This window comes from Achromobacter xylosoxidans (assembly GCF_002192695.1).
Taxonomy (GTDB): domain Bacteria; phylum Pseudomonadota; class Gammaproteobacteria; order Burkholderiales; family Burkholderiaceae_B; genus Achromobacter; species Achromobacter xylosoxidans_C.
In genome coordinates this window covers 174,821-193,203 of the sequence record NZ_MTLG01000082.1, presented here as the reverse complement: position 1 = coordinate 193,203, position 18,383 = coordinate 174,821, and the positions used below count along the sequence as shown (strand labels likewise).

At 68.1% G+C, this 18,383-nt stretch carries 16 protein-coding genes; 5 read left to right on the top strand and 11 right to left on the bottom strand.

Going from position 1 to position 18,383, the window contains the following annotated elements:
• Positions 1 to 118: 118 nt before the first annotated feature.
• From greB to BRO63_RS19040, 3 genes are all read right to left on the bottom strand, one after another.
• Positions 119 to 670 carry a transcription elongation factor GreB gene (gene greB / locus BRO63_RS19050; protein WP_059373400.1) on the bottom strand — a complete coding sequence of 184 codons (552 nt, stop codon included), beginning with the start codon at positions 668 to 670 and terminating at the stop codon, positions 119 to 121.
• Positions 671 to 741: 71 nt separating this feature from the next.
• Positions 742 to 1,587, bottom strand: a complete 846-nt coding sequence (locus tag BRO63_RS19045; RefSeq protein ID WP_088141286.1) for a 3',5'-nucleoside bisphosphate phosphatase — start codon at positions 1,585 to 1,587, stop codon at positions 742 to 744.
• Positions 1,588 to 1,652: 65 nt separating this feature from the next.
• Positions 1,653 to 2,588: an alpha/beta fold hydrolase gene (locus BRO63_RS19040; protein ID WP_088141285.1), complete on the bottom strand. Its 936-nt coding sequence runs from the start codon at positions 2,586 to 2,588 to the stop codon at positions 1,653 to 1,655.
• 295 nt (positions 2,589 to 2,883) lie between these two features.
• Here BRO63_RS19040 and cfa point away from each other — a divergent pair, with 295 nt between their 5' ends.
• The gene (gene cfa, locus BRO63_RS19035; RefSeq protein ID WP_088141284.1) at positions 2,884 to 4,065 is read left to right on the top strand and encodes a cyclopropane fatty acyl phospholipid synthase; all 1,182 of its coding nucleotides are present in this window, start codon (positions 2,884 to 2,886) and stop codon (positions 4,063 to 4,065) included.
• 71 nt (positions 4,066 to 4,136) lie between these two features.
• Here the strand turns inward: cfa and BRO63_RS19030 are convergent, their stop codons facing one another.
• The gene (locus BRO63_RS19030; protein WP_088141283.1) at positions 4,137 to 5,741 is read right to left on the bottom strand and encodes a GMC family oxidoreductase; all 1,605 of its coding nucleotides are present in this window, start codon (positions 5,739 to 5,741) and stop codon (positions 4,137 to 4,139) included.
• A 193-nt stretch (positions 5,742 to 5,934) separates the two neighbouring features.
• Here BRO63_RS19030 and BRO63_RS19025 point away from each other — a divergent pair, with 193 nt between their 5' ends.
• The 3 genes from BRO63_RS19025 to nirD all read left to right on the top strand — a co-directional run bounded on the left by BRO63_RS19025 (position 5,935) and on the right by nirD (position 10,038).
• On the top strand, positions 5,935 to 6,822 hold the full coding sequence (locus BRO63_RS19025; protein ID WP_088141282.1) for a LysR family transcriptional regulator: 888 nt from the start codon (positions 5,935 to 5,937) through the stop codon (positions 6,820 to 6,822).
• Between the two features lie 316 nt (positions 6,823 to 7,138).
• A complete protein-coding gene (nirB, locus tag BRO63_RS19020; protein ID WP_088141281.1) occupies positions 7,139 to 9,688 on the top strand; it encodes a nitrite reductase large subunit NirB in 2,550 nt (849 codons plus the stop codon).
• Positions 9,688 to 10,038, top strand: coding sequence for a nitrite reductase small subunit NirD (gene nirD / locus BRO63_RS19015; RefSeq protein ID WP_088141280.1), 351 nt, complete (start codon positions 9,688 to 9,690; stop codon positions 10,036 to 10,038). Before nirB ends, nirD begins: the two co-directional genes overlap by 1 nt.
• Positions 10,039 to 10,055: 17 nt before the next feature.
• Here nirD and BRO63_RS19010 read toward each other — a convergent pair whose 3' ends face one another.
• Complete coding sequence (locus tag BRO63_RS19010; RefSeq protein ID WP_088141279.1) at positions 10,056 to 12,113, bottom strand: transcriptional regulator; 2,058 nt, start codon at positions 12,111 to 12,113, stop codon at positions 10,056 to 10,058.
• Positions 12,114 to 12,238: 125 nt separating this feature from the next.
• On the opposite strand from BRO63_RS19010, the gene BRO63_RS19005 reads away from it, so the two are divergent.
• Positions 12,239 to 13,087: a class I SAM-dependent methyltransferase gene (locus BRO63_RS19005; protein ID WP_088141278.1), complete on the top strand. Its 849-nt coding sequence runs from the start codon at positions 12,239 to 12,241 to the stop codon at positions 13,085 to 13,087.
• 219 nt (positions 13,088 to 13,306) lie between these two features.
• Here BRO63_RS19005 and BRO63_RS19000 read toward each other — a convergent pair whose 3' ends face one another.
• The 6 genes from BRO63_RS19000 to BRO63_RS18975 form a co-directional block, all read right to left on the bottom strand.
• Positions 13,307 to 14,167, bottom strand: coding sequence for a D-amino acid aminotransferase (locus BRO63_RS19000; protein WP_088141277.1), 861 nt, complete (start codon positions 14,165 to 14,167; stop codon positions 13,307 to 13,309).
• A 24-nt stretch (positions 14,168 to 14,191) separates the two neighbouring features.
• Positions 14,192 to 14,920, bottom strand: coding sequence for an amino acid ABC transporter ATP-binding protein (locus BRO63_RS18995; RefSeq protein WP_088141276.1), 729 nt, complete (start codon positions 14,918 to 14,920; stop codon positions 14,192 to 14,194).
• Between the two features lie 27 nt (positions 14,921 to 14,947).
• Entirely contained in the window at positions 14,948 to 15,631 is a 684-nt protein-coding gene (locus BRO63_RS18990) for an amino acid ABC transporter permease (RefSeq protein WP_088141275.1), read from the bottom strand.
• Positions 15,628 to 16,383: an amino acid ABC transporter permease gene (locus tag BRO63_RS18985; protein ID WP_088141346.1), complete on the bottom strand. Its 756-nt coding sequence runs from the start codon at positions 16,381 to 16,383 to the stop codon at positions 15,628 to 15,630. Before BRO63_RS18985 ends, BRO63_RS18990 begins: the two co-directional genes overlap by 4 nt.
• An 82-nt stretch (positions 16,384 to 16,465) precedes the next feature.
• On the bottom strand, positions 16,466 to 17,374 hold the full coding sequence (locus BRO63_RS18980) for an amino acid ABC transporter substrate-binding protein (protein ID WP_088141274.1): 909 nt from the start codon (positions 17,372 to 17,374) through the stop codon (positions 16,466 to 16,468).
• Between the two features lie 101 nt (positions 17,375 to 17,475).
• Positions 17,476 to 18,375, bottom strand: coding sequence for a LysR family transcriptional regulator (locus BRO63_RS18975; protein WP_088141273.1), 900 nt, complete (start codon positions 18,373 to 18,375; stop codon positions 17,476 to 17,478).
• Positions 18,376 to 18,383 lie beyond the last annotated feature (8 nt).

Sequence of the window (18,383 nt, the reverse complement as noted above, 5' to 3'; positions counted from 1 at the left end):
GCCGCCAACCGAGGCAGGGACGTCAGATCCCGCCCACCAACGGGCGCCGGCCACAAGCTGGCGCCCGTTTTCTTTGCCGCGTCAGAACGCCATTGCCGCCGCCGGCCCGATCGGCGAGCTAGGCCGGATAGCTAACTTCCAGGATATCCAGCTCTTCGATCCCGCCCGGCGTGCGCAGCACCACGGTGTCGCCTTCCTTGGCCTTGATCAGCGCGCGCGCCACCGGCGAGATCCAGCTGATCTTGCCCGCCAGCGGCTCGGCCTCGTCGACGCCGACGATGGTCACGTTGTGTTCCTCGCCGGCCTTGTCGGAATACAGCACCGTGGCGCCGAAGAAGACCTGGTCGCGGTTGGGCTGGGCGGCCGGATCGACCACTTCGGCGATGTCCAGCCGCTTGGTCAGGAAGCGCATGCGGCGGTCGATCTCGCGCAGGCGCTTCTTGCCGTACAGGTAATCGCCGTTCTCGGAACGGTCGCCGTTGGACGCGGCCCACGACACCACCTGCACCACAGAAGGACGCTCCACGTTCATCAAGTGCGTGAGTTCGCCGCGCAGGCGCTCGTAGCCGCCGGGCGTCATGTAGTTCTTGGTGCCGGCAGGCAAGGCCTGGGCTTGCGGCAGATCGTCGTCGTCCTCGTTGTCCGACTCTTTGACAAAGGCTTTGTTCATGGCGGTTGCGCCGGTCGGGCGCGGTCACAGTCGATAGCTTGAAGGGCAAGGCGGCCTGGCCGCCGCCCGCGTCAGAACCAGTCGTGCCAGACCGGTTTAAGGTCGGGCGGCAGCGCCGGCAAGCGGCCCAGGTCCACCCGGCTTTCCTTCGGACTATGGAAGTCCGAACCGCGCGACGCCAGGAATCCGTAGCGGCGCGCCACATCCGCATAATAGCGGGCCTCTTCCGGGGTATGGCTGCCGGTGTTGACCTCGATGCCCAGGCCGCCCAGCTGCAGGAATTCGTCGAACAGCGCGGCGAATTGCAGCGGCGTGTACTTGTAGCGGCCGGGATGCGCGATGACGGCGATGCCGCCCGCGCCGCGGATCCAGCCCACGGCTTCCGCCAGCGTGGCCCATTGCATGGGCACGTGGCCGGGCCGGTCGTCGCCCAGGTGCTTGGTGAACACGGTCTGCACGTCGGGGCAATAGCCGGCCTCGACCAGATAGCGCGCAAAGTGCGTGCGGCTGATGAGTTCGGGGTTGCCGGCGAACGGCAGCGCGCCTTCGTAGGCGCCGGGCATGCCCATGTCGGCCAAACGTTCGCCGATGCGCTTGGCGCGTTCGGCGCGGCCGGAGCGGGTCTTGCGCAGGCCTTCGACCAGCGTGGCGTTCTCGGGGTCGAAGCGCAAGCCCACGATATGCACGGTCACGCCGGCCCAGGTCACGGAGATCTCGACGCCGGTGGCGAAGTCCATGTCCAGTTCGCGCGCCGCGCGGGCCGCTTCGGCCAGGCCGCCCACTTCGTCGTGGTCGGTCAAGGCCCACACGTCCACGCCGTTGGCATGCGCGCGCTGCGCCACGTCGCGCGGCGCAAGGGCGCCGTCCGAGACGGTGGAATGGCAGTGCAGATCGATGTTCAGTGTGCGCGCGTTCATCCAGCTATTGTAGAGAAGGCCCGGCAGCGTGGATAGCGCCAAGCCGTCCCCTGTTTACCGCATGGTCAGGACAGCAGAAAGGACGCGACCGGATCCACCTGCTCGTCCGAGATCAAGGTGGGCGCGTGGCCCACGCCGGCCACTTCATGGGCTTGCGCTCGCGGATTGCGCTTGAGCATTTCCTCGACGGTGGCGCGCGTCAGCAGGTCGGATTGCGCGCCGCGCACGATCAGCACGGGGCACGGCAGGGAATCGTACGAACGCCACAGGATCTGCTCGCCGGCCGCCAATTCCTCGGGAGTCTGCGCAGCCAGCGCCTGCGACAGCGCCAGGTCGTAGTGCTTGACCCATTTATCGCCCTGCTGGGGATACAGGTATCGCGCCAGGTCCGCCCACTGCGCGTCGGTATGCGGGCCGAACGTGGCGGAGTTGGCGCGCATGGTGGCCACCGCCTCTTCGAAGCTCGCGAACTCGCCGGGCTCGCCCACATACTGGCCGATGCGCGCCAGGGCGCCCGTCTCCAGCCGCGGCCCGACGTCGTTGAGCACCAGCTTGTCGAGATGGAAGCCTTGCTCCGGCGGCAGCATGCCCGCGTGCGGACGCATGGCCAGCATGGCGCGGGCGAACACGGCCGCGCCCGACAGCGCCAGGCCGATCAGCCCGCCCATGGATGTCCCCACCCACGCCAGCCGCGCCGGCTGCAGGCGCGCCAGCAGGGTCACCATGTCCGAGACGTACTGCGGCACCGTGTAGAACGCGGGATTGGCCAACCAGTCGGAGCGGCCGCGTCCCACCACGTCCGGGCAGACCACGCGATACCGCCCGGCCAGCCGCCGGGCCAGCGTATCGAAGTCGCGCCCGCTGCGGGTCAGGCCGTGCACGCAGACCAGCACCTGGTCGTTGGCCGGATCGCCCCATTCCCAGTAGGCCATGCGGTGCAGGCCCGCGGGGCTGGCGCATGTGACGAAATCCAAACGGGGTTCCAGGCTGGCGTCCACCATCGATACACTCCACAAGTCGTTGCGCGCCACGGCTGGCAGCGCGCCAGGCCGGTATCTTATCGGACTGCGGGCTGCGCCGCCGCAACAGCGGGACCGCCTGGTTCTGGACTATCGGCCCGGTCGTCGCTACGATCCTGGCATCCGGATCGCCGTCTCCACCCCTTGTCATCGCGGAATTGCCGTTGCCTATCGAGGCGATCCAATCATTAAATTGGAGTTGCGGACCTGTTAGGATCAGAGTCGGAAGTTTCAAGCATTGCCAGATCAGTCATCCCAAAATTGATATGGAGTCCGTATGCAGCAAAGCAGTCCTTCCTCGCCGCTGGCCACCGGCCACCCCTCCCTCAGTTCCCCTCCCCCCGAACCGCCCAAAGTGCTCCAGGACATCCTGGCCCGGGCCGATGTCCGCATCAACGGCAACCGCCCCTGGGACATACAGGTTCATGACAAGCATATGTACGAGCGCGTCTTCGCCAGCTGGTCGCTGGGCCTGGGCGAATCCTACATGGACGGCGAATGGGACTGCGACCAGCTCGACGAGCTGTTCACCCGCCTGCTGCGCGCCGACATGGGGTCGGCGGCGCTGGGCCTGGCGCGCGTCAAGCTGATCGCCGAGCACCTGCGCCACAAGCTGTTCAATCTGCAATCCAAGCACCGCGCCTTCGAGGTCGGCGAACAGCACTACGACGCGGGCAACGACGTGTTCGAGGCCATGCTGGACAGCCGCATGATCTATTCCTGCGCCTACTGGGAAAACGCCCAGACGCTGGAAGAGGCGCAACTGGCCAAGCTGGAGATGATCTGCCGCAAGCTGCAGCTGCGCGAAGGCGAGACGCTGCTGGACATCGGCTGCGGCTGGGGCGGGCTGGCGCGCTTTGCCGCCGAACGCTATGGCGTCAAGGTCACCGGCGTGACCGTGTCCAAGGAGCAGCTGGCGCTGGCGCAGGAAAGGGTCCAGGGCCTGCCCGTGCAACTGCTGCTGCAGGATTACCGCGACCTGCAGGGCAGTTTCGACAAGGTGGTTTCGGTAGGCATGTTCGAGCACGTCGGCCCCAAGAACTACGACACCTACTTCAGCAACGTGCAGCGCCTGATGGCGCCGGACGGCGTGTTCCTGCTGCACACCATCGGCATCGCCGCCACCAGCCAGAGCACCGATCCTTGGATCGACCGCTACGTGTTCCCCAACGGCAAACTGCCGTCGGCCCGCGAGATCGCCACCGCCGTGGAAGGCCGCTTCATCATTGAAGACTGGCATAACTTCGGCAACGACTACGACCGCACCCTGATGGCCTGGTGGGACAACTTCGAGCGCGCCTGGCCCGGACTGGAATCGCGCTACGGCAACCGCTTCTACCGCATGTGGAAGTACTACCTGATGTGTTGCGCCGGCTTCTTCCGCTCGCGCGAGGGCCAGCTCTGGCAAGTGATGCTGACCCACCCGCAACGCCAGGAGATGTACCGTTCGCTGCGCTGAGCGCGATGATGCCATCGCCAGAAAGCCGCCCTTCAAGGGCGGCTTTCTTTTCTGCCACGCCCGCGGTCGATTCAGCGCCCTGCGGCGTCCTCGCGGATCATGTCGGCGGCCCGCTCCGCGATCATGATGGTCGGCGAATTAGTGTTGCCCGACGTGATCAAAGGCATCACCGAGGCGTCGGCGATGCGCAGGCCCTCCAGGCCGTGGACGCGCAGCCGCGCGTCCACCACGGCCCCGCCGTCCGCGTCGCGCCCCATGGCGCAGGTGCCCACCGGATGGAAGATAGTCGTGCCGATCTTGCCGGCCGCCTCCCTCAGCTCGGCGTCCGTCTGGAACGCCGGCCCCGGCAGCCATTCCTGCGGCTGGTAGCGCTGCAAGGCCGGCGCCGCCGCGATCCGCCGCACCAGGCGGATCGAGTCCGCTGCCACGCGCAGGTCCTCATCGGTGCTGAGGTAATTGGGCGTGATGACAGGCGCGCCTTGCGGCCCCTGCGCATGCACGCTGCCGCGCGAGGTCGGCCGCAGATTGCAGACGCTGGCCGTGAAGGCGTCAAAGCCGTGCAACGGTTCGCCAAAAGCGCCCAGCGACAAGGGCTGCACATGGAATTCGACGTTGGCGCGCGCCTGTCCCGGATCGGACTTGGCGAATGCGCCCAGCTGCGACGGCGCCATGCTCATCGGCCCGCTGCGTTTGAGCAGGTACTCCAGGCCGATGCCGGCCTTGCCCAACCAGGTGGAGGCGATGCGGTTCAGCGTCTTCACGCCCTGCACCTGGATAATGACGCGCAGCTGCAGGTGATCCTGCAGGTTCTCGCCCACGCCGGGCAGCGCATGGCTCAAGGCGATGCCGCTTTCGCGCAGCCGCTCGGGCTCGCCCACGCCGGAGAGTTCCAGCAGGTGCGGCGTGTTGACGGCGCCGGCCGCCAGCACCACCTCGCGGCGCGCGCGCACGGCGATGTCCTGCCCGTTGCGGCGCAGCTGCACGCCGACGCAGCGCTTGCCCTCGAACACCAGCCGCTCGGCCTGCGCGCCCGTCAACACGCGCAGGTTCGCGCGCTTTTGCACCGGCCGCAGGAACGCCTTGGAGGTATTCCAGCGCCAGCCGCCGCGCTGGTTCACTTCGAAGTAGCCGCAGCCGAAGTTGTCGCCGCGGTTGAAGTCCTGCACCCGCGGGATGCCCTCCTGCTCGGCGGCGCCGGCAAAGGCTTCCAGGATGTCCCAGCGCAGGCGCTGCGACTCCACCCGCCATTCGCCGCCTGCGCCATGGAATTCGTCCGCGCCGCGGTGGTAGTCCTCGCTGCGCTTGAACACCGGCAGCACCTGGTCCCAGCCCCAGGCCGGGTCGCCGGACAGTTCGGCCCAGTCCTCGTAGTCCTGGCGCTGGCCGCGCATGTAGATCATGCCGTTGATCGATGAACTGCCGCCCAGCACGCGGCCGCGCGGGTAGATCAGGGAACGGCCGCCCAGGCCGGGTTCCGCCGCGGTCCGGTACATCCAGTCCGTGCGGGGATTGCCGATGCAATGCAGGTAGCCCACCGGGATATGGATCCAGTGGTAGTTGTCGTTCCCGCCCGCCTCCAGCAGCAGCACCTGCACGGCAGGGTCGCGGCTCAGGCGGTTGGCCAGCACGCAGCCGGCCGAACCCGCGCCCACGATGATGTAGTCGTATGTCTCCATAAGCTCTTCTTATCTTCTTGCCGGGGCCGTGTGCCCCCGGATTGGGTGAGCCGACCCGGCGCGCCGGGCATCTACCGTGACTCTCGCCCAGCGGCGCGCAACTGTCCAATGAATTGTTGAAAAACGGTTTATAAGCAACTTAAATAATGCTTGGCCCCTTTCAACGCTGGCCGCTTACTCCGGGAACCGCCCCATGGACCTGAAGCACATCCGCACCTTTGCCGCCGTCGCCCGCGAGGGCAACCTGACGCGCGCGGCCGAGCATCTGCACCTGACCCAGCCCGCGCTCAGCCTGCAGTTGAAGAACTTCCAGGAATCGCTGGACCTGACTTTGTTCTCGCGCACGGCGCAAGGCCTGGCGCCCAACGCCGACGGCCGCGCGCTGCTGCCCTCGGCGCAGCGCATCCTGGACGCGCTCGACGACTTTCAGCGCGCCCTGGGCGCGCTGCGCGACACCGTCCAGGGCGATCTGCGCATCGGCACCATCCTCGATCCGGAATTCCTGCGCCTGGGCGCCACCCTGCAATACCTGGTCGAGCACTATCCCAAGATCCGCCCCACCTTGCGCCACGGCATGTCCGGATCGGTGGCGAAACAGGTGCGCGCGGGCGAACTGGACGTGGGTTTTTCCCTCGGCCCGCAAGGGCGCGACGCGGCGCCCGCCGGGCTCGAAGCGCTGCCGCTCGCCTCCTTCGCCTATTTCGTCGTGGCGCCCAAAGGCTGGGGCGCGCAGGTGGCCGGCCGCGATTGGGCGGCGATCGCCGCCCTGCCCTGGATCTGGACGCCGCCGGACTCGGTGCACCACCGGCTGCTGTCGGACAAATTCGACGCGCTGGGCGTCGCGCCCAACGCCGTGGCCGAAGTGGACCAGGAAGCCTCGATGCTGGACCTGGTGCGCTCGGGCGTGGGCCTGTCGCTGGCGCGCGACTCCATCGCGCTGCGCGAGTCCCAGGCCAGCGGGCTGGTGCTGGTCAAGGGCCTGGCGATCCAGGCCGAACTCGCCTTCATCACCCAGGCCGCCCGCCGCGAGGATCCCCTGGTCGCCGCTGCCTTCGCCGCCGTCCAGGCGGCGTTTGCCTAGACCGGCGCGCTGCGCCAAACGGGTGCGGCGCCGCACAGGAATATGCACCGCCTTGATGCACGCCGGTTTCGGCGGCGCGGCGCGCGACGCGGCCGCCAACGCCTTCCTGAGACCGCTTTCCCTATGACGCTCCCGGCGCGCCAATCCGCGCCGATGGCCGCCGGCATCCCTGGCATGGACTTTGCTTGATGGTTCATGCGCGGGCCGCAAGGCCGGCGAGACAACTAGAGCAGTAACGGCAATGGCGCCCCGACCGCAAGGTCCAGGGCGCCTTTGCGCTTTCTGAAACCCGAATACCCAAGCCCGGGGACATCCCATGAAACTAGCGGCCTCATCCGATTCTCTGCAGACCCTCGTCGTCATCGGCAACGGCATGGTGGGCCACCATTGCGTCGAGCAACTCATCGCCGGCGGCGCGCTCGCGCGCTACCGCATCCACGTCTACGGCGAGGAAAGCCGCCGCGCCTACGACCGCGTGCACCTGTCCGAATACCTGAACGGGCGCGACGCGGAATCGATGGCGCTGGGCGCTGCGGCGCTGTATGAACAGGAAGGCGTGACCCTGCACCTGGGCGCGCCGGTGCTGGAGATCGACCGCCGCCAGCGCGAGGTCGTGACCGCGCGCGGCCGCAGCGCCTACGACAAGCTGATACTCGCCACGGGCTCCTACCCCTTCGTGCCGCCGATCGCGGGCGCGGAAGGCGCATCGCGCCTGGTGTACCGCACGCTCGACGACCTGGACCTGATCCGCGAGGCCGCGCACGGCGCGCGCCGCGGCGTGGTGGTAGGCGGGGGCCTGCTGGGGCTGGAAGCCGCCCATGCGCTGAAGTCGCTGAACCTGGAGGCGCACGTGGTCGAATTCGCGCCGCGCCTGATGCCGGTGCAGCTGGACGAACAAGGCGGCGCGGCGCTCAAGGCGCGCATCGAGGCGCTGGGCGTGGGCGTGCACCTGTCGCGCGCCACCCAGGACATCAAGCCCGGCACGCAGTACCGCTACCGCATGCGCTTTGCCGAAGGCGCGCCGCTGGAAACCGACCTGATCGTGTTCTCGGCCGGCATCCGGCCGCAGGTCGCGCTGGCGCGCAAGGCCGGGCTGGCGCTGGCCGAGCGCGGCGGCGTGGCCATCGACGACCAATGCCGCAGCAGCGACGAGCACATCTACGCCATCGGCGAATGCGCGGCCTGGAACGGCAGCGTGTTCGGGCTGGTGGCGCCCGGCTACCAGATGGCGCGCACGGTGGCGGCTACGCTTTGCGGCAGCGGCGAGCAGCCGTTCAGCGGCGCCGACATGTCCACCAAGCTCAAGCTGCTGGGCGTGGACGTGGGTTCGATCGGCGACGCCCACGGCGCCACGCCCGGCGCGCGCAGCTACCGCTACATCGACGAAGCCGGCGCCGGCTACCGCCGCCTGGTGGTGTCGGCCGACGGCAAGCGCGTGCTGGGCGCGGTGCTGGTGGGTGACAACAGCTATTACGACACCTTGCTGCAATACGTGCAGAACGGCATTGCGCCGCCCGCGGACCCGGCCAGCCTGATCCTGCCGCTGGGCCAGGGCGCGCCGCTCCTGGGCGTGGATGCGCTGCCCGCCGCCGCCACCCTCTGTTCCTGCCACAACGTGAGCAAGGGCGCGGTCTGCGCCGCGATCGACGGCGGCTGTGCCGACCTGGCCGCGGTCAAGGGCTGCACCAAGGCGGCTTCCGGCTGCGGCGGCTGCGCCAGCCTGCTGAAGCAGGTGGTCGAACACGAACTGGCCAGCCGCGGCGTGGCCGTGGACAAGAGCCTGTGCGAGCACTTCCCCCACACCCGCCAGGAGCTCTACGCCATCGTGCGCGTCAACGGCATCGAATCCTTCGACGAGCTTCTGGCCAGCCACGGACGCGGCCAGCAGGGTTGCGACATCTGCAAACCCGCGGTGGGCTCCATCCTGGCCTCTTGCTGGAACCGCCCGATCCAGGACCCCCACCTGGTGCCGCTGCAGGACACCAACGACACCTTCATGGCGAACATGCAGAAGAATGGCACCTATTCGGTGGTGCCGCGCATCCCCGCGGGCGAGATCACGCCCGACGGCCTGATCGCGATCGGCGCGGTTGCCAAGAAGTACCAGCTGTACACCAAGATCACGGGCGGCCAGCGCATCGACCTGTTCGGCGCGCAGCTGCATGAACTGCCGGACATCTGGGCGGAACTGATCGCCGCCGGCTTCGAGACCGGCCATGCCTACGGCAAGTCCACCCGCACCGTGAAGTCCTGCGTCGGCAGCACCTGGTGCCGCTACGGCGTGCAGGACAGCGTCAAGATGGCGCTGGACATCGAGCACCGCTACAAGGGCCTGCGCTCGCCGCACAAGCTGAAGTTCGCCGTCTCCGGCTGCACCCGCGAATGCGCCGAGGCGCAAAGCAAGGACATCGGCGTCATCGCCACCGAAAACGGCTGGAACCTCTACGTCTGCGGCAACGGCGGCATGCGCCCGCGCCATGCGGAGCTGTTCGCTACCGACCTGGACGACGCCGCCCTCATCCGCACCATAGACCGCCTCTTGATGTTCTACATCCGCACCGCCGACAAGCTGCAGCGCACCTCGGTCTGGCGCGAATCGCTGGAAGGCGGCCTGGACTATCTGAAGCAGGTGGTGCTGGAGGACAGCCTGGGCCTGTGCGCGGAGCTGGAGGCGCAGATGCAGCTGGTGGTCGACCGCTACGAATGCGAATGGGCCAACGCGCTGAACGACCCGGAAAAGCTCAAGCGCTTCCGCACCTTCGTCAACGATCGCGGCGCCGACCCCGACATCCAGTTCGTGCAGGAACGCGGCCAGCCCCGGCCCGCTCCCGCGCGCGTCATCGCCATCGCCGAGGAGATTGCCTGATGGACGCCCTGATCCGCGAACCCCAAGACTGGCGGCCGGTATGCCGGCGCCAGGATCTGGTGCCCAATTCCGGCGTGGTGGCGCTGGTGGATGGCGCGCAGATCGCCCTCTTCTACGTGCCGCAAGCCGCCGGCAACGGCGTCTACGCCATGGAGAACCGCGACCCCAAGTCCGGCGCCAACGTCATCGGCCGCGGCCTCGTCGGCCACGTGGGCGGTGAACTTGTCGTGGCCTCGCCGCTCTACAAGCAGCACTTCCGGCTTGCCGACGGCGCGTGCGTGCAGTACCCGGAACAGCGGCTGCGGACCTGGCGGGCGCGCTTGAACGGCGACGCGGTGGAGATCGCCTGAGACGCGCCGCCGCCGGCTCAGCCCAGCCCGATGCGCCGGGCGCCCGCCCGGAACAGCGCCTCGGCATCCCCGGCCAGGCGGAAAGCCGCCAGGAAGTCGTCCACGCGGTACGAGGGATGCGTCTTGCGGATCGCGGCCAGCAGGCCGGAGGTTTCATCGTCCTTGCCGGCTATCGCCAGGCAGCAGGCCGCGATCGCCAGGATGTGCACGTGGGCGTTGGGGCGGGCCGCCGCCTTCAGCGCCCAGCCGGCGGCTTCCTCGAACCGGCCCAGGCGCACCAGCGCCAGCGCGCGCACGGCCAGCATGCCGAACAGCAGCGGGTCATAGGGACTGAGGTCGCGCGAGTGGTCGGACGAGCCTATCGCCGCCTCGGCGTCGCCCGACTGGCAATTGACGAAGCCCAGGGTGTAATGCGCCAGGGCGAAATTGGGGCTCAGGTCCACGGCGCGCGCCAGTTCGGCCAAGGACTGGTCCTGGTTGCCGCGCAGCCATAGCGCCCGGCCCATGGCCCAGTGCGCGGCCGGGTCGCGGTCGTCGGCGATCAGGCCCTGGCCAGCGGCCTCGAACGCCAGATCGATGGCCGGCGCCTGCTCGCCCCAACGCTGGAACGCGTCCTGCCAATGGGTGAACGACAGGCCCGCATAGGCCCGCGAAAACGTTGGATCGAGCCGCAAGGCCGTCTCGAAGAAGTGCCGCGCCTGCTCGTTGTCGGCCCGGTTGAAACGGTACATATGCCACAGGCCGCGGTGATGGGCCTGCCAGGCGTCCAGGGAGTTCGGCGGCCTCAGGATGGCGCGGTTGCGCTCGGCGGCCTCGATTTCGAGGTCGATGGCGGCCACGATCCGGTTGCCGATTTCGTCCAGGGCCAGAAAGGCGTCGTCCAGTTCCCGGTCGTAGACGTCCGCCCAGACGATGCGCGCGGTCCTGGACTCCACGAGTTCCACGCTCACGGCGATGCGCTTGTCCCGGCGCTGCAGCGACCCGCTCACGACATAGTCCACGTTGAGCGTGCGGCCGGCCTCGTCCGGGCCCACGTTGCGCTGGTCCAGGGCGAAAACCGTGCCTTGGGCGATGACGAACAGGCTGCGCAGCTTGGCCAGCCGCGTGATGATGTCGTAGGCCAGGCCATCGGCCAGCCCGCCCCGCACGCCGGCCTGCGCCGAGCGGTCCGCGAACGGCATCACGGCGATCGAGGCGCGGCCCGCACGGTCCCGGGCGTCCATGGATGGCCCATCGGACGTCTCTGCTGGCGCGGCCTCGAGCCGCGGCGCCTGGCCGGCGCGCCCCCTCAACTCCCGCCACGCGTCGCGCAAGGGCCGCCAGTCCAGCCCGTCCGCCTCGAAGGCGCGCACCGCCGCGGCCAGATGCTCCTCGCCTTCGCGCCACTGGCCGCGCTGCGCCAGCAAGCCCAGCAGCATCTCGTGCGCGCGCCGGTCGAACGGGACGAGCTGCAGCCACTTGTCCAGGCAGGCGAAGGTCTCGCCCGACGCCGCCGGAAGACTGGCCGCCAGATGCTCCAGGACCGCGGCATGGCAGGCCCTCAAGCGCCGGCGTTGCGCGGTCAGCCAGTTGTTGAAAATGGGGTTGCGGTCGATCTCCAGGCCCTCGAGGAAATCACCCGCAAACAGCGCGGCCAGCGCTTGCAGCCGCCCGCAGTCCCGCTGGCCGATGCCCTGCTGCATCGCGCCGCCGATTTCGATGGCGTCGACATGGCAGTCGGCCAGGTCCAGCCTGACCGTGTCCTGCGCTGTCTCCACCCTGCGCCGGCCGGGCTCGTCCAGCAGCGCGCGGGCCTTGCTGAGGCACCAGCGCAACTCGCCGCGCGGATCGTTCGGAATGTCCCACAGCAGCTCGCACAGATGCGCGCGCTGCACGGGATGCGGCGCAAGCGCCAGATAGGCGATCAGTGCGCGCAGCTTGCGCGACGGCGGCAGCGACAGGGTGGCGCCCGTCCGGCTGATCGCCATGGGTCCGAGCAGGCGCAGCCGGACCTCGCCGGGGACGGAACCGGCCGGCGGCTTGGGGCCGGCCGAACCCTCGGCCGATTCCACGCCGGCTACCACGCCCGCCTCCATGGCCGGCTCTTAACTTGGATTCCGGGAAGCACGGTGCGCGCAAGCCTGCGCGACACCGGTTGCGATTCCCCGGCAGGCCGGTATCGCGCGCTGCCGCATACACAGAGCTTTAACGGAGACAGACCATGTCCATTTCCTCCCTCGCCACCAGCCCCGTGCGCGATTCCGCGCAGCCCGACCTGGCCGCCTTGAAGACACGCCAGCAGGGCACCTGGGCTTCCGGGGACTATGCCATTGTCGGCACCACGCTGCAGATCGTAGGAGAACAGCTGTGCGAATCGCTGGATGTCCGCGCCGGACAGAAGGTGCTTGATGTGGCCGCCGGCAACGGCAATGCCTCGCTGGCCGCCGCCCGCCGCTGGTGCGACGTGGTCTCGACCGACTATGTGCCGGCGCTGCTCGGACGCGGCCGCGAACGCGCCGCCGCCGAACACTTGAAGATCGAGTTCCAGGAGGCCGATGCCGAAGCCCTGCCGTTCCCGGATGGCGGATTCGACGCGGTCGTCTCGACCTTCGGCGTGATGTTCACCCCTGACCAGGACCAGGCGGCCGCCGAACTGATCCGCGTCTGCCGCGCCGGCGGCAAGATCGGCCTGGCCAACTGGACGCCTGACGGTTTCATCGGCCAGGTCTTCAAGACCATAGGCAAGCATCTGCCGCCGCCCGCCGGCGTCAAGTCCCCTGCCCTGTGGGGCACCCGGGCGCGCATCGACGAAATGTTCGGTCCGCACGCCTCGTCGATCCAGGCCGAGCCCCGTCACTTCGTGTTCCGCTACCGCTCTCCGGAACACTGGCTGCAGGTCTTCAAGACCTACTACGGCCCCTTGCTCAAGGCGTTCGGCGCGTTGGATACGGCGGCGCAAGCCGCGCTGACCAGCGATCTCATGGTGCAGATAGACCGGTATAACCGCTCTGGCGATGGCACGATGGTGGTACCCAGCGAATACCTGGAGATCGTGGTGACGCGCCGGTGACCGGACCTTGATGCCTGGCTTGGGCCGGTCCGGGCCATTCAGGCGGACAGCGGACGGGAAGCGATCCATGGCGCAACGCCTTCACGGCCGCCCGCGGAATGGCCCAGGCGGCCGATGTAGAGCAACCCTACGACGAGGTAGGCAATGGCGTGCCGGCCATTGCCGGACGGGGTGCGAGCCCTTATGCGGAATCATACGCCCGCCATGGCTCGCGCGCCGCTATAGCGCCGAGGCCAGGGCATATTCCATGTAGAGCTGCCGCAGCTCGCGGCACACGGGTCCGGGCCGGCCCGTGCCGATGGGCTGGCCGTCCAGTTCGATGACCGGCAGCACGAAGTGCAATGCCGACGTCAACACCAGCTCCGTCGCCCGCCGGCATTCGTCCAGTGTGAACTTGCGCTCTTCCACCGCCACCCCGCGCTTGGCGGCCAGCGCCAGCACCGCGGCGCGCGTGCAGCCCGGCAGTATCTCGCGCGACAAAGGCCGCACCACGATCCGTCCTTCCGCATCGACCAGCAGCGCGCTCGACGAGGAGCCCTCCGTCACCACGCCATCGGCATCGACCATCAGCGCCTCGAACGCGCCCGAGGCCTGCGCCGCCTGCTTGGCCAGCACCTGGGCGATCAAGGACACGCTCTTGATGTCGCGCCGCTGCCAGCGCATGTCGGGCACGCTTGCCACCCGCACGCCAGATTCCGCCAGCGGATTCACGCGCAAGGACTTCTCGCTGACGTACATCATCACGGTGGGCTCGACGTCGGCGGGAAAGGCGAAGTCGCGCTTGCTGTCCGTGCCGCGCGTCACCTGCACATAGACAGACCCTTCGCGCAAGCCGTTGCGCAGCACCAGTTCGCGGCAACGCGCCAGCAGCGTGTCGCGCGGCAGCGGATTGCGGATGCCGACTTCGGCCAGGCTGCGCGCCAGGCGGGCGGCGTGCCGCTCGAACTCCAGCAGCATGCCGTCGATCACCGCGATCACCTCATAGACGCCGTCGCCGAAAAGAAAGCCCCGGTCCAGCGCCGGGATGACGGCCTGCTCGGCCGGAACAAGACTGCCGTTGATATGGAAAATGGAGGACATGGAAGTTCGTGTGGGTAAGGGAAATCAGTGGCTGATGATGCGGGACAGGAAAGCGCGCGAGCGCGCCGACGCGGCGTTGCCGAAGAACGCCTCGGCGCTGGCGTCGTCGACGATCTCTCCGGACTCCATGAACACGACGCGGTCGGCCACGCGCCGCGCGAAGCCCATTTCATGCGTGACGACCATCATGGTCATGCCATCGCGCGCCAGCCCCGTCATCACGTCCAGCACTTCGCCGATCATTTCCGGATCCAGCGCCGAGGTCGGCTCGTCGAACAACATCACCACCGGGTCCATGGCCAACGCCCGCGCAATCGCGACCCGCTGCTGCTGGCCGCCCGAAAGCTGTCCCGGGTGCTTGGCGCCATGCGCCGCCACGCCGACGCGCTCCAGCAGCGCGGCCGCCTTCTCCAGCGCCTGCGCGCGGCTGCGGCCCAGCACGCTGACCTGCCCCAGGCAGACGTTCTCCAGCACCGTCAGATGCGGGAACAGCTCGAAATGCTGGAACACCATGCCGACGCGGGCGCGCAGCTTGGGCAGATCCGTGCCGGGCGCGCCGACGTCGGTGCCGTCCACCACGATGCGGCCCGAATCGAAGGGTTCCAGCCGGTTCACGCATTTGATCAGCGTGGACTTGCCCGATCCGGACGGCCCGCAGACCACCACCACCTCGCCGCGCTGCACCCGCAGCGAGCATTGCTTGAGCACCGGCAGATCGCCGTAGCGCTTGCCGACCTGTTCGATCTCGATCATGTATGTAGACTCCTCATGGAAACAGCTTCAGGCCCCGATCCGGGCGCGCAACGCCCGCACGCCGCGCGAAGCGGTGAACGAGATCACGAAAAACACCAGCGCCACCAGCATGTACATCTCGACCAGGCGGTTGTCGCGCTGCGCGATCTTGGTCGCGGCCCCAAGGAAGTCCGTGAGGGACAGGACGTAGACCAGCGCCGTTTCCTGGAAGATGACGATCACCTGGGTCAACAGCACCGGCAGCATGTTGCGAAACGCCTGCGGCAGGATCACCTTGCGCAGCACCTGCGCGTGCGTGAGGCCCAGGGCGCTGCCGGCGGCATACTGGCCTGGCCCCACGCTCCCCACCCCGGCCCGGATGATCTCGGAAAAGTACGCGGCCTCGAACAGGATGAAAGTGATGAACGCCGACCCCATCGCGCCCAGCACGATGGGCCGCTCAGCCCCCGTGACCGCCTGCAGCGCATACGGCAGGATGAAGTAGATCAGGAAGATCACCAGCACCAGCGGCAGCGAGCGGAACAGGTTCACGTACACCGTGGCGGGCCAGGCCAGCAGGCGGCCGCCATACAGCCGCGCAATCGCCAGCAAGGTGCCCAGCAGCACGCCGCCCACGGTCGACGTGAAGGTCAGCAGCAGGGTAAAGCGCAGGCCCGACAGGATCAGGTACGGCAACGCGTCGATGATGGCTTGCAGGTCGAAATCCGTCATGCCCTGCCCCCCTTCGCCACGCGCCCGCCGGCTGCGCGCCCCGGAATCCGCAGCTTGTACTCAAGCGCCCGCATCACCACGATCACAATCAGGTTGAGCGCCAGATAGGCCATGGTCGCGGTCAGGAACGCCTCGAACACCTGGAACGAAAACTCCTGCATCGCATGGGCCTGGGCGGTCAGTTCCGCCAGCCCGATGGTCAGCGCCACCGAGGTGTTCTTGATGGTGTTCAGGCAGTCCGACGTCATGGTGGGCAGGACCGTGCGCAGCGCATTCGGCAACAGCACGTGCCAGTACAGCTGGGGCAAGGTCAGGCCCAGCGCCAGGCCCGCGTTGCGTTGCCCCTTGGGCAGGGCCTCGATCCCTGCGCGCAGCTGTTCGCCGATGCGCGCCGACATGTACATGCCGATGGCCAGCGCCGCCGTGTAAAAGGACGCGTCGCGCAACTGCTTGATCCAGTCGCCGGCCGCCGTCGGCAGCAGCTCCGGCAAGACGAAGTACCACAGGAACATCTGCACGATCAGCGGGATGTTCCGGAACACTTCCACGTAGACTGCCGCCGCCGCGCGCGCCCCGCGATACGGCAGCGTGCGCGCCACCCCGACCGCCAGGCCCAGCGCCAGCGCGATCAGCCATGCCAGCGCCGCCGTCTTGACCGTCACGCTCAACCCGTCCAGCAGGGTTTGCAGATAGGTGTGCCCGCCATCGGGCGACGGGGCCAGCAGCACGCCCCAATTCCATTGATATGCCATGCTTTTCTCGATGATCAGGCCGCGCGCGGTCCCAGCCCCCGGGGCGGGGCCGCGCATCGGCGTATTGCGGCAGGTTCCGGGCCTAGCGGTAGGCGGCCGGATCGCCCGAATCGGTGGGGGTGGCGACCACGCGCTTGAGCGCCTCGCTCATGGCCACGTTCAGGTTGATGCCCTTGGGCGGCAGCGGGCTGCGGTACCAGCGGTCGTACAAGGCCTGGAACTCGCCGCTGGCATAGAGCGCCTTGATGGTGTCGTCCACCAGCGCCTTGAATTGCGGATCGTCGCGGCGCAGCATGATGGCGTAGGGCTCGATCGACAGCGACTCGTCGGACACCTCGTAGCGGTCCGGCTGTTTGGCGTTGGCGATCAGGCCGTACAGCAGGATGTCGTCCATCACGAAGGCGGCGGCGCGGCCGGTTTCCACCATCAGAAAGCCTTCCGCGTGCTCCTTCACGGGCACGACGCGCATGCCCAAGCCCCGCGTTTCGTTCAGTTCGTTGATCTGACGGATGTTCGCGGTCCCGGAGGTCGAAGCCACGACCTTGCCCTTCAGGTCGTCGATGGAGCGCAATTTGGACGACTTCTGGCTGAGGAACCGGTTGCCGGTGACGAAGGTCGTGACCGAGAACGCCACCTGCTGCTGGCGGTCCAGCGTGTTGGAGGTCGAGGCGCACTCCAGGTCTATGGTGCCGTTGCCCATCAGCGGAATGCGCGTGGCGGAGGTGACGGGCAGGTACTTCACCTGGATGTCGCTGCGCTTCAGACGGGCCTGCACCGCGCTGACGATGCGATTGCAGATGTCGATGGAGTAGCCGACAGGCTTCTGGTTGCCGTCATAGTAGGAAAACGGAATCGAGGTCTCGCGGTGGCCGATGGTGATCGCGCCGGTGTCGGCGACCTTCTTCAGCGTGCCGTCCAGTTGCTGGGCCGCGGCCGGGCCCGCCATCGCAATCGCCAATGCCGCGATCAATGTCTTGATGGAAAGTGCCATGCTTTTCTCCTTGGGATTCATGTACTTGTGGGGTGCTGCACAGGACTCGCCGCCGAGCGCGCCCGTCTCCCGGCCGTGGCGGGAGTGGCGGGCGCGGCCAGTCAACGTTGGGTATAGAGGTTGAACACGCGCTCCACCGGCTCCTGGGCCGGTCCCTGGCGGCGCGCATACATGCAGATCTGCATCGGGACGGCGCAGCGCCGGTCCTTGATCGCGGCGATCTGCCCGGCGTCCACCGACACCCGGGCGCTGGACTCGGGCAGCCACGCCAGACCGACCCCGGCGCTGACCAGCGTGCGGGCGCCATCGACGAAATCGGTTTCGCAGACGCGCTGCAGGACGGGACGCTGCAGCAGGTCGCCGCAAGACAGGTCGACCAGGCGCCGGAAATAAGCGCCCTGGGCATGCGACACATAGGGATAGCGCGCCTGGGAATCGGCGGCGTACAGCGCCGTCTCGTCCACCGGCATGGCGGCGGGGCGGAACAGGCGTAGGAAGTCGGGCTCCATGCCGGTCCGCATATAGGCTTGCGGGTCCAGCTGTATGTCTTCGGCGGCGTGGCGAAAACACACCAGCAGGTCCACCACGCCAGCCGCCAGCCACTCGACGGAATCATGCACATTGCCTACATGCAGACGCAGCGACTCGACCCCGCTCGCTTCCTTCCAGCGGACGCACCAGCCCGGGAAGTGCGAGGTCGCCAGGCAATGCGGCATGGCGACCCTGAGGACTGCGCCGTCATGGCCGGTGACTCCGGCCTCGCCGCGCGCATCCACCACCTTGCGCACGATCTCGGCGGCGTTGGAACGGAACTGCTCGCCCGCCGCCGTCAGCCGCAAGGGAAAGCAGCCGCGGTCGATCAGCGCGGCGCCAGCCCAGGTCTCCAGGGACTGGATGCGCCGGCTGAACGCCGACTGCGACACATGCCGCAGTTCGGCCGCCGTGGTGAACTGCCCGCATTCCGCCAGGGTCAGGAAATCCTGGAACCAACGTAGATCCATTGCAACCG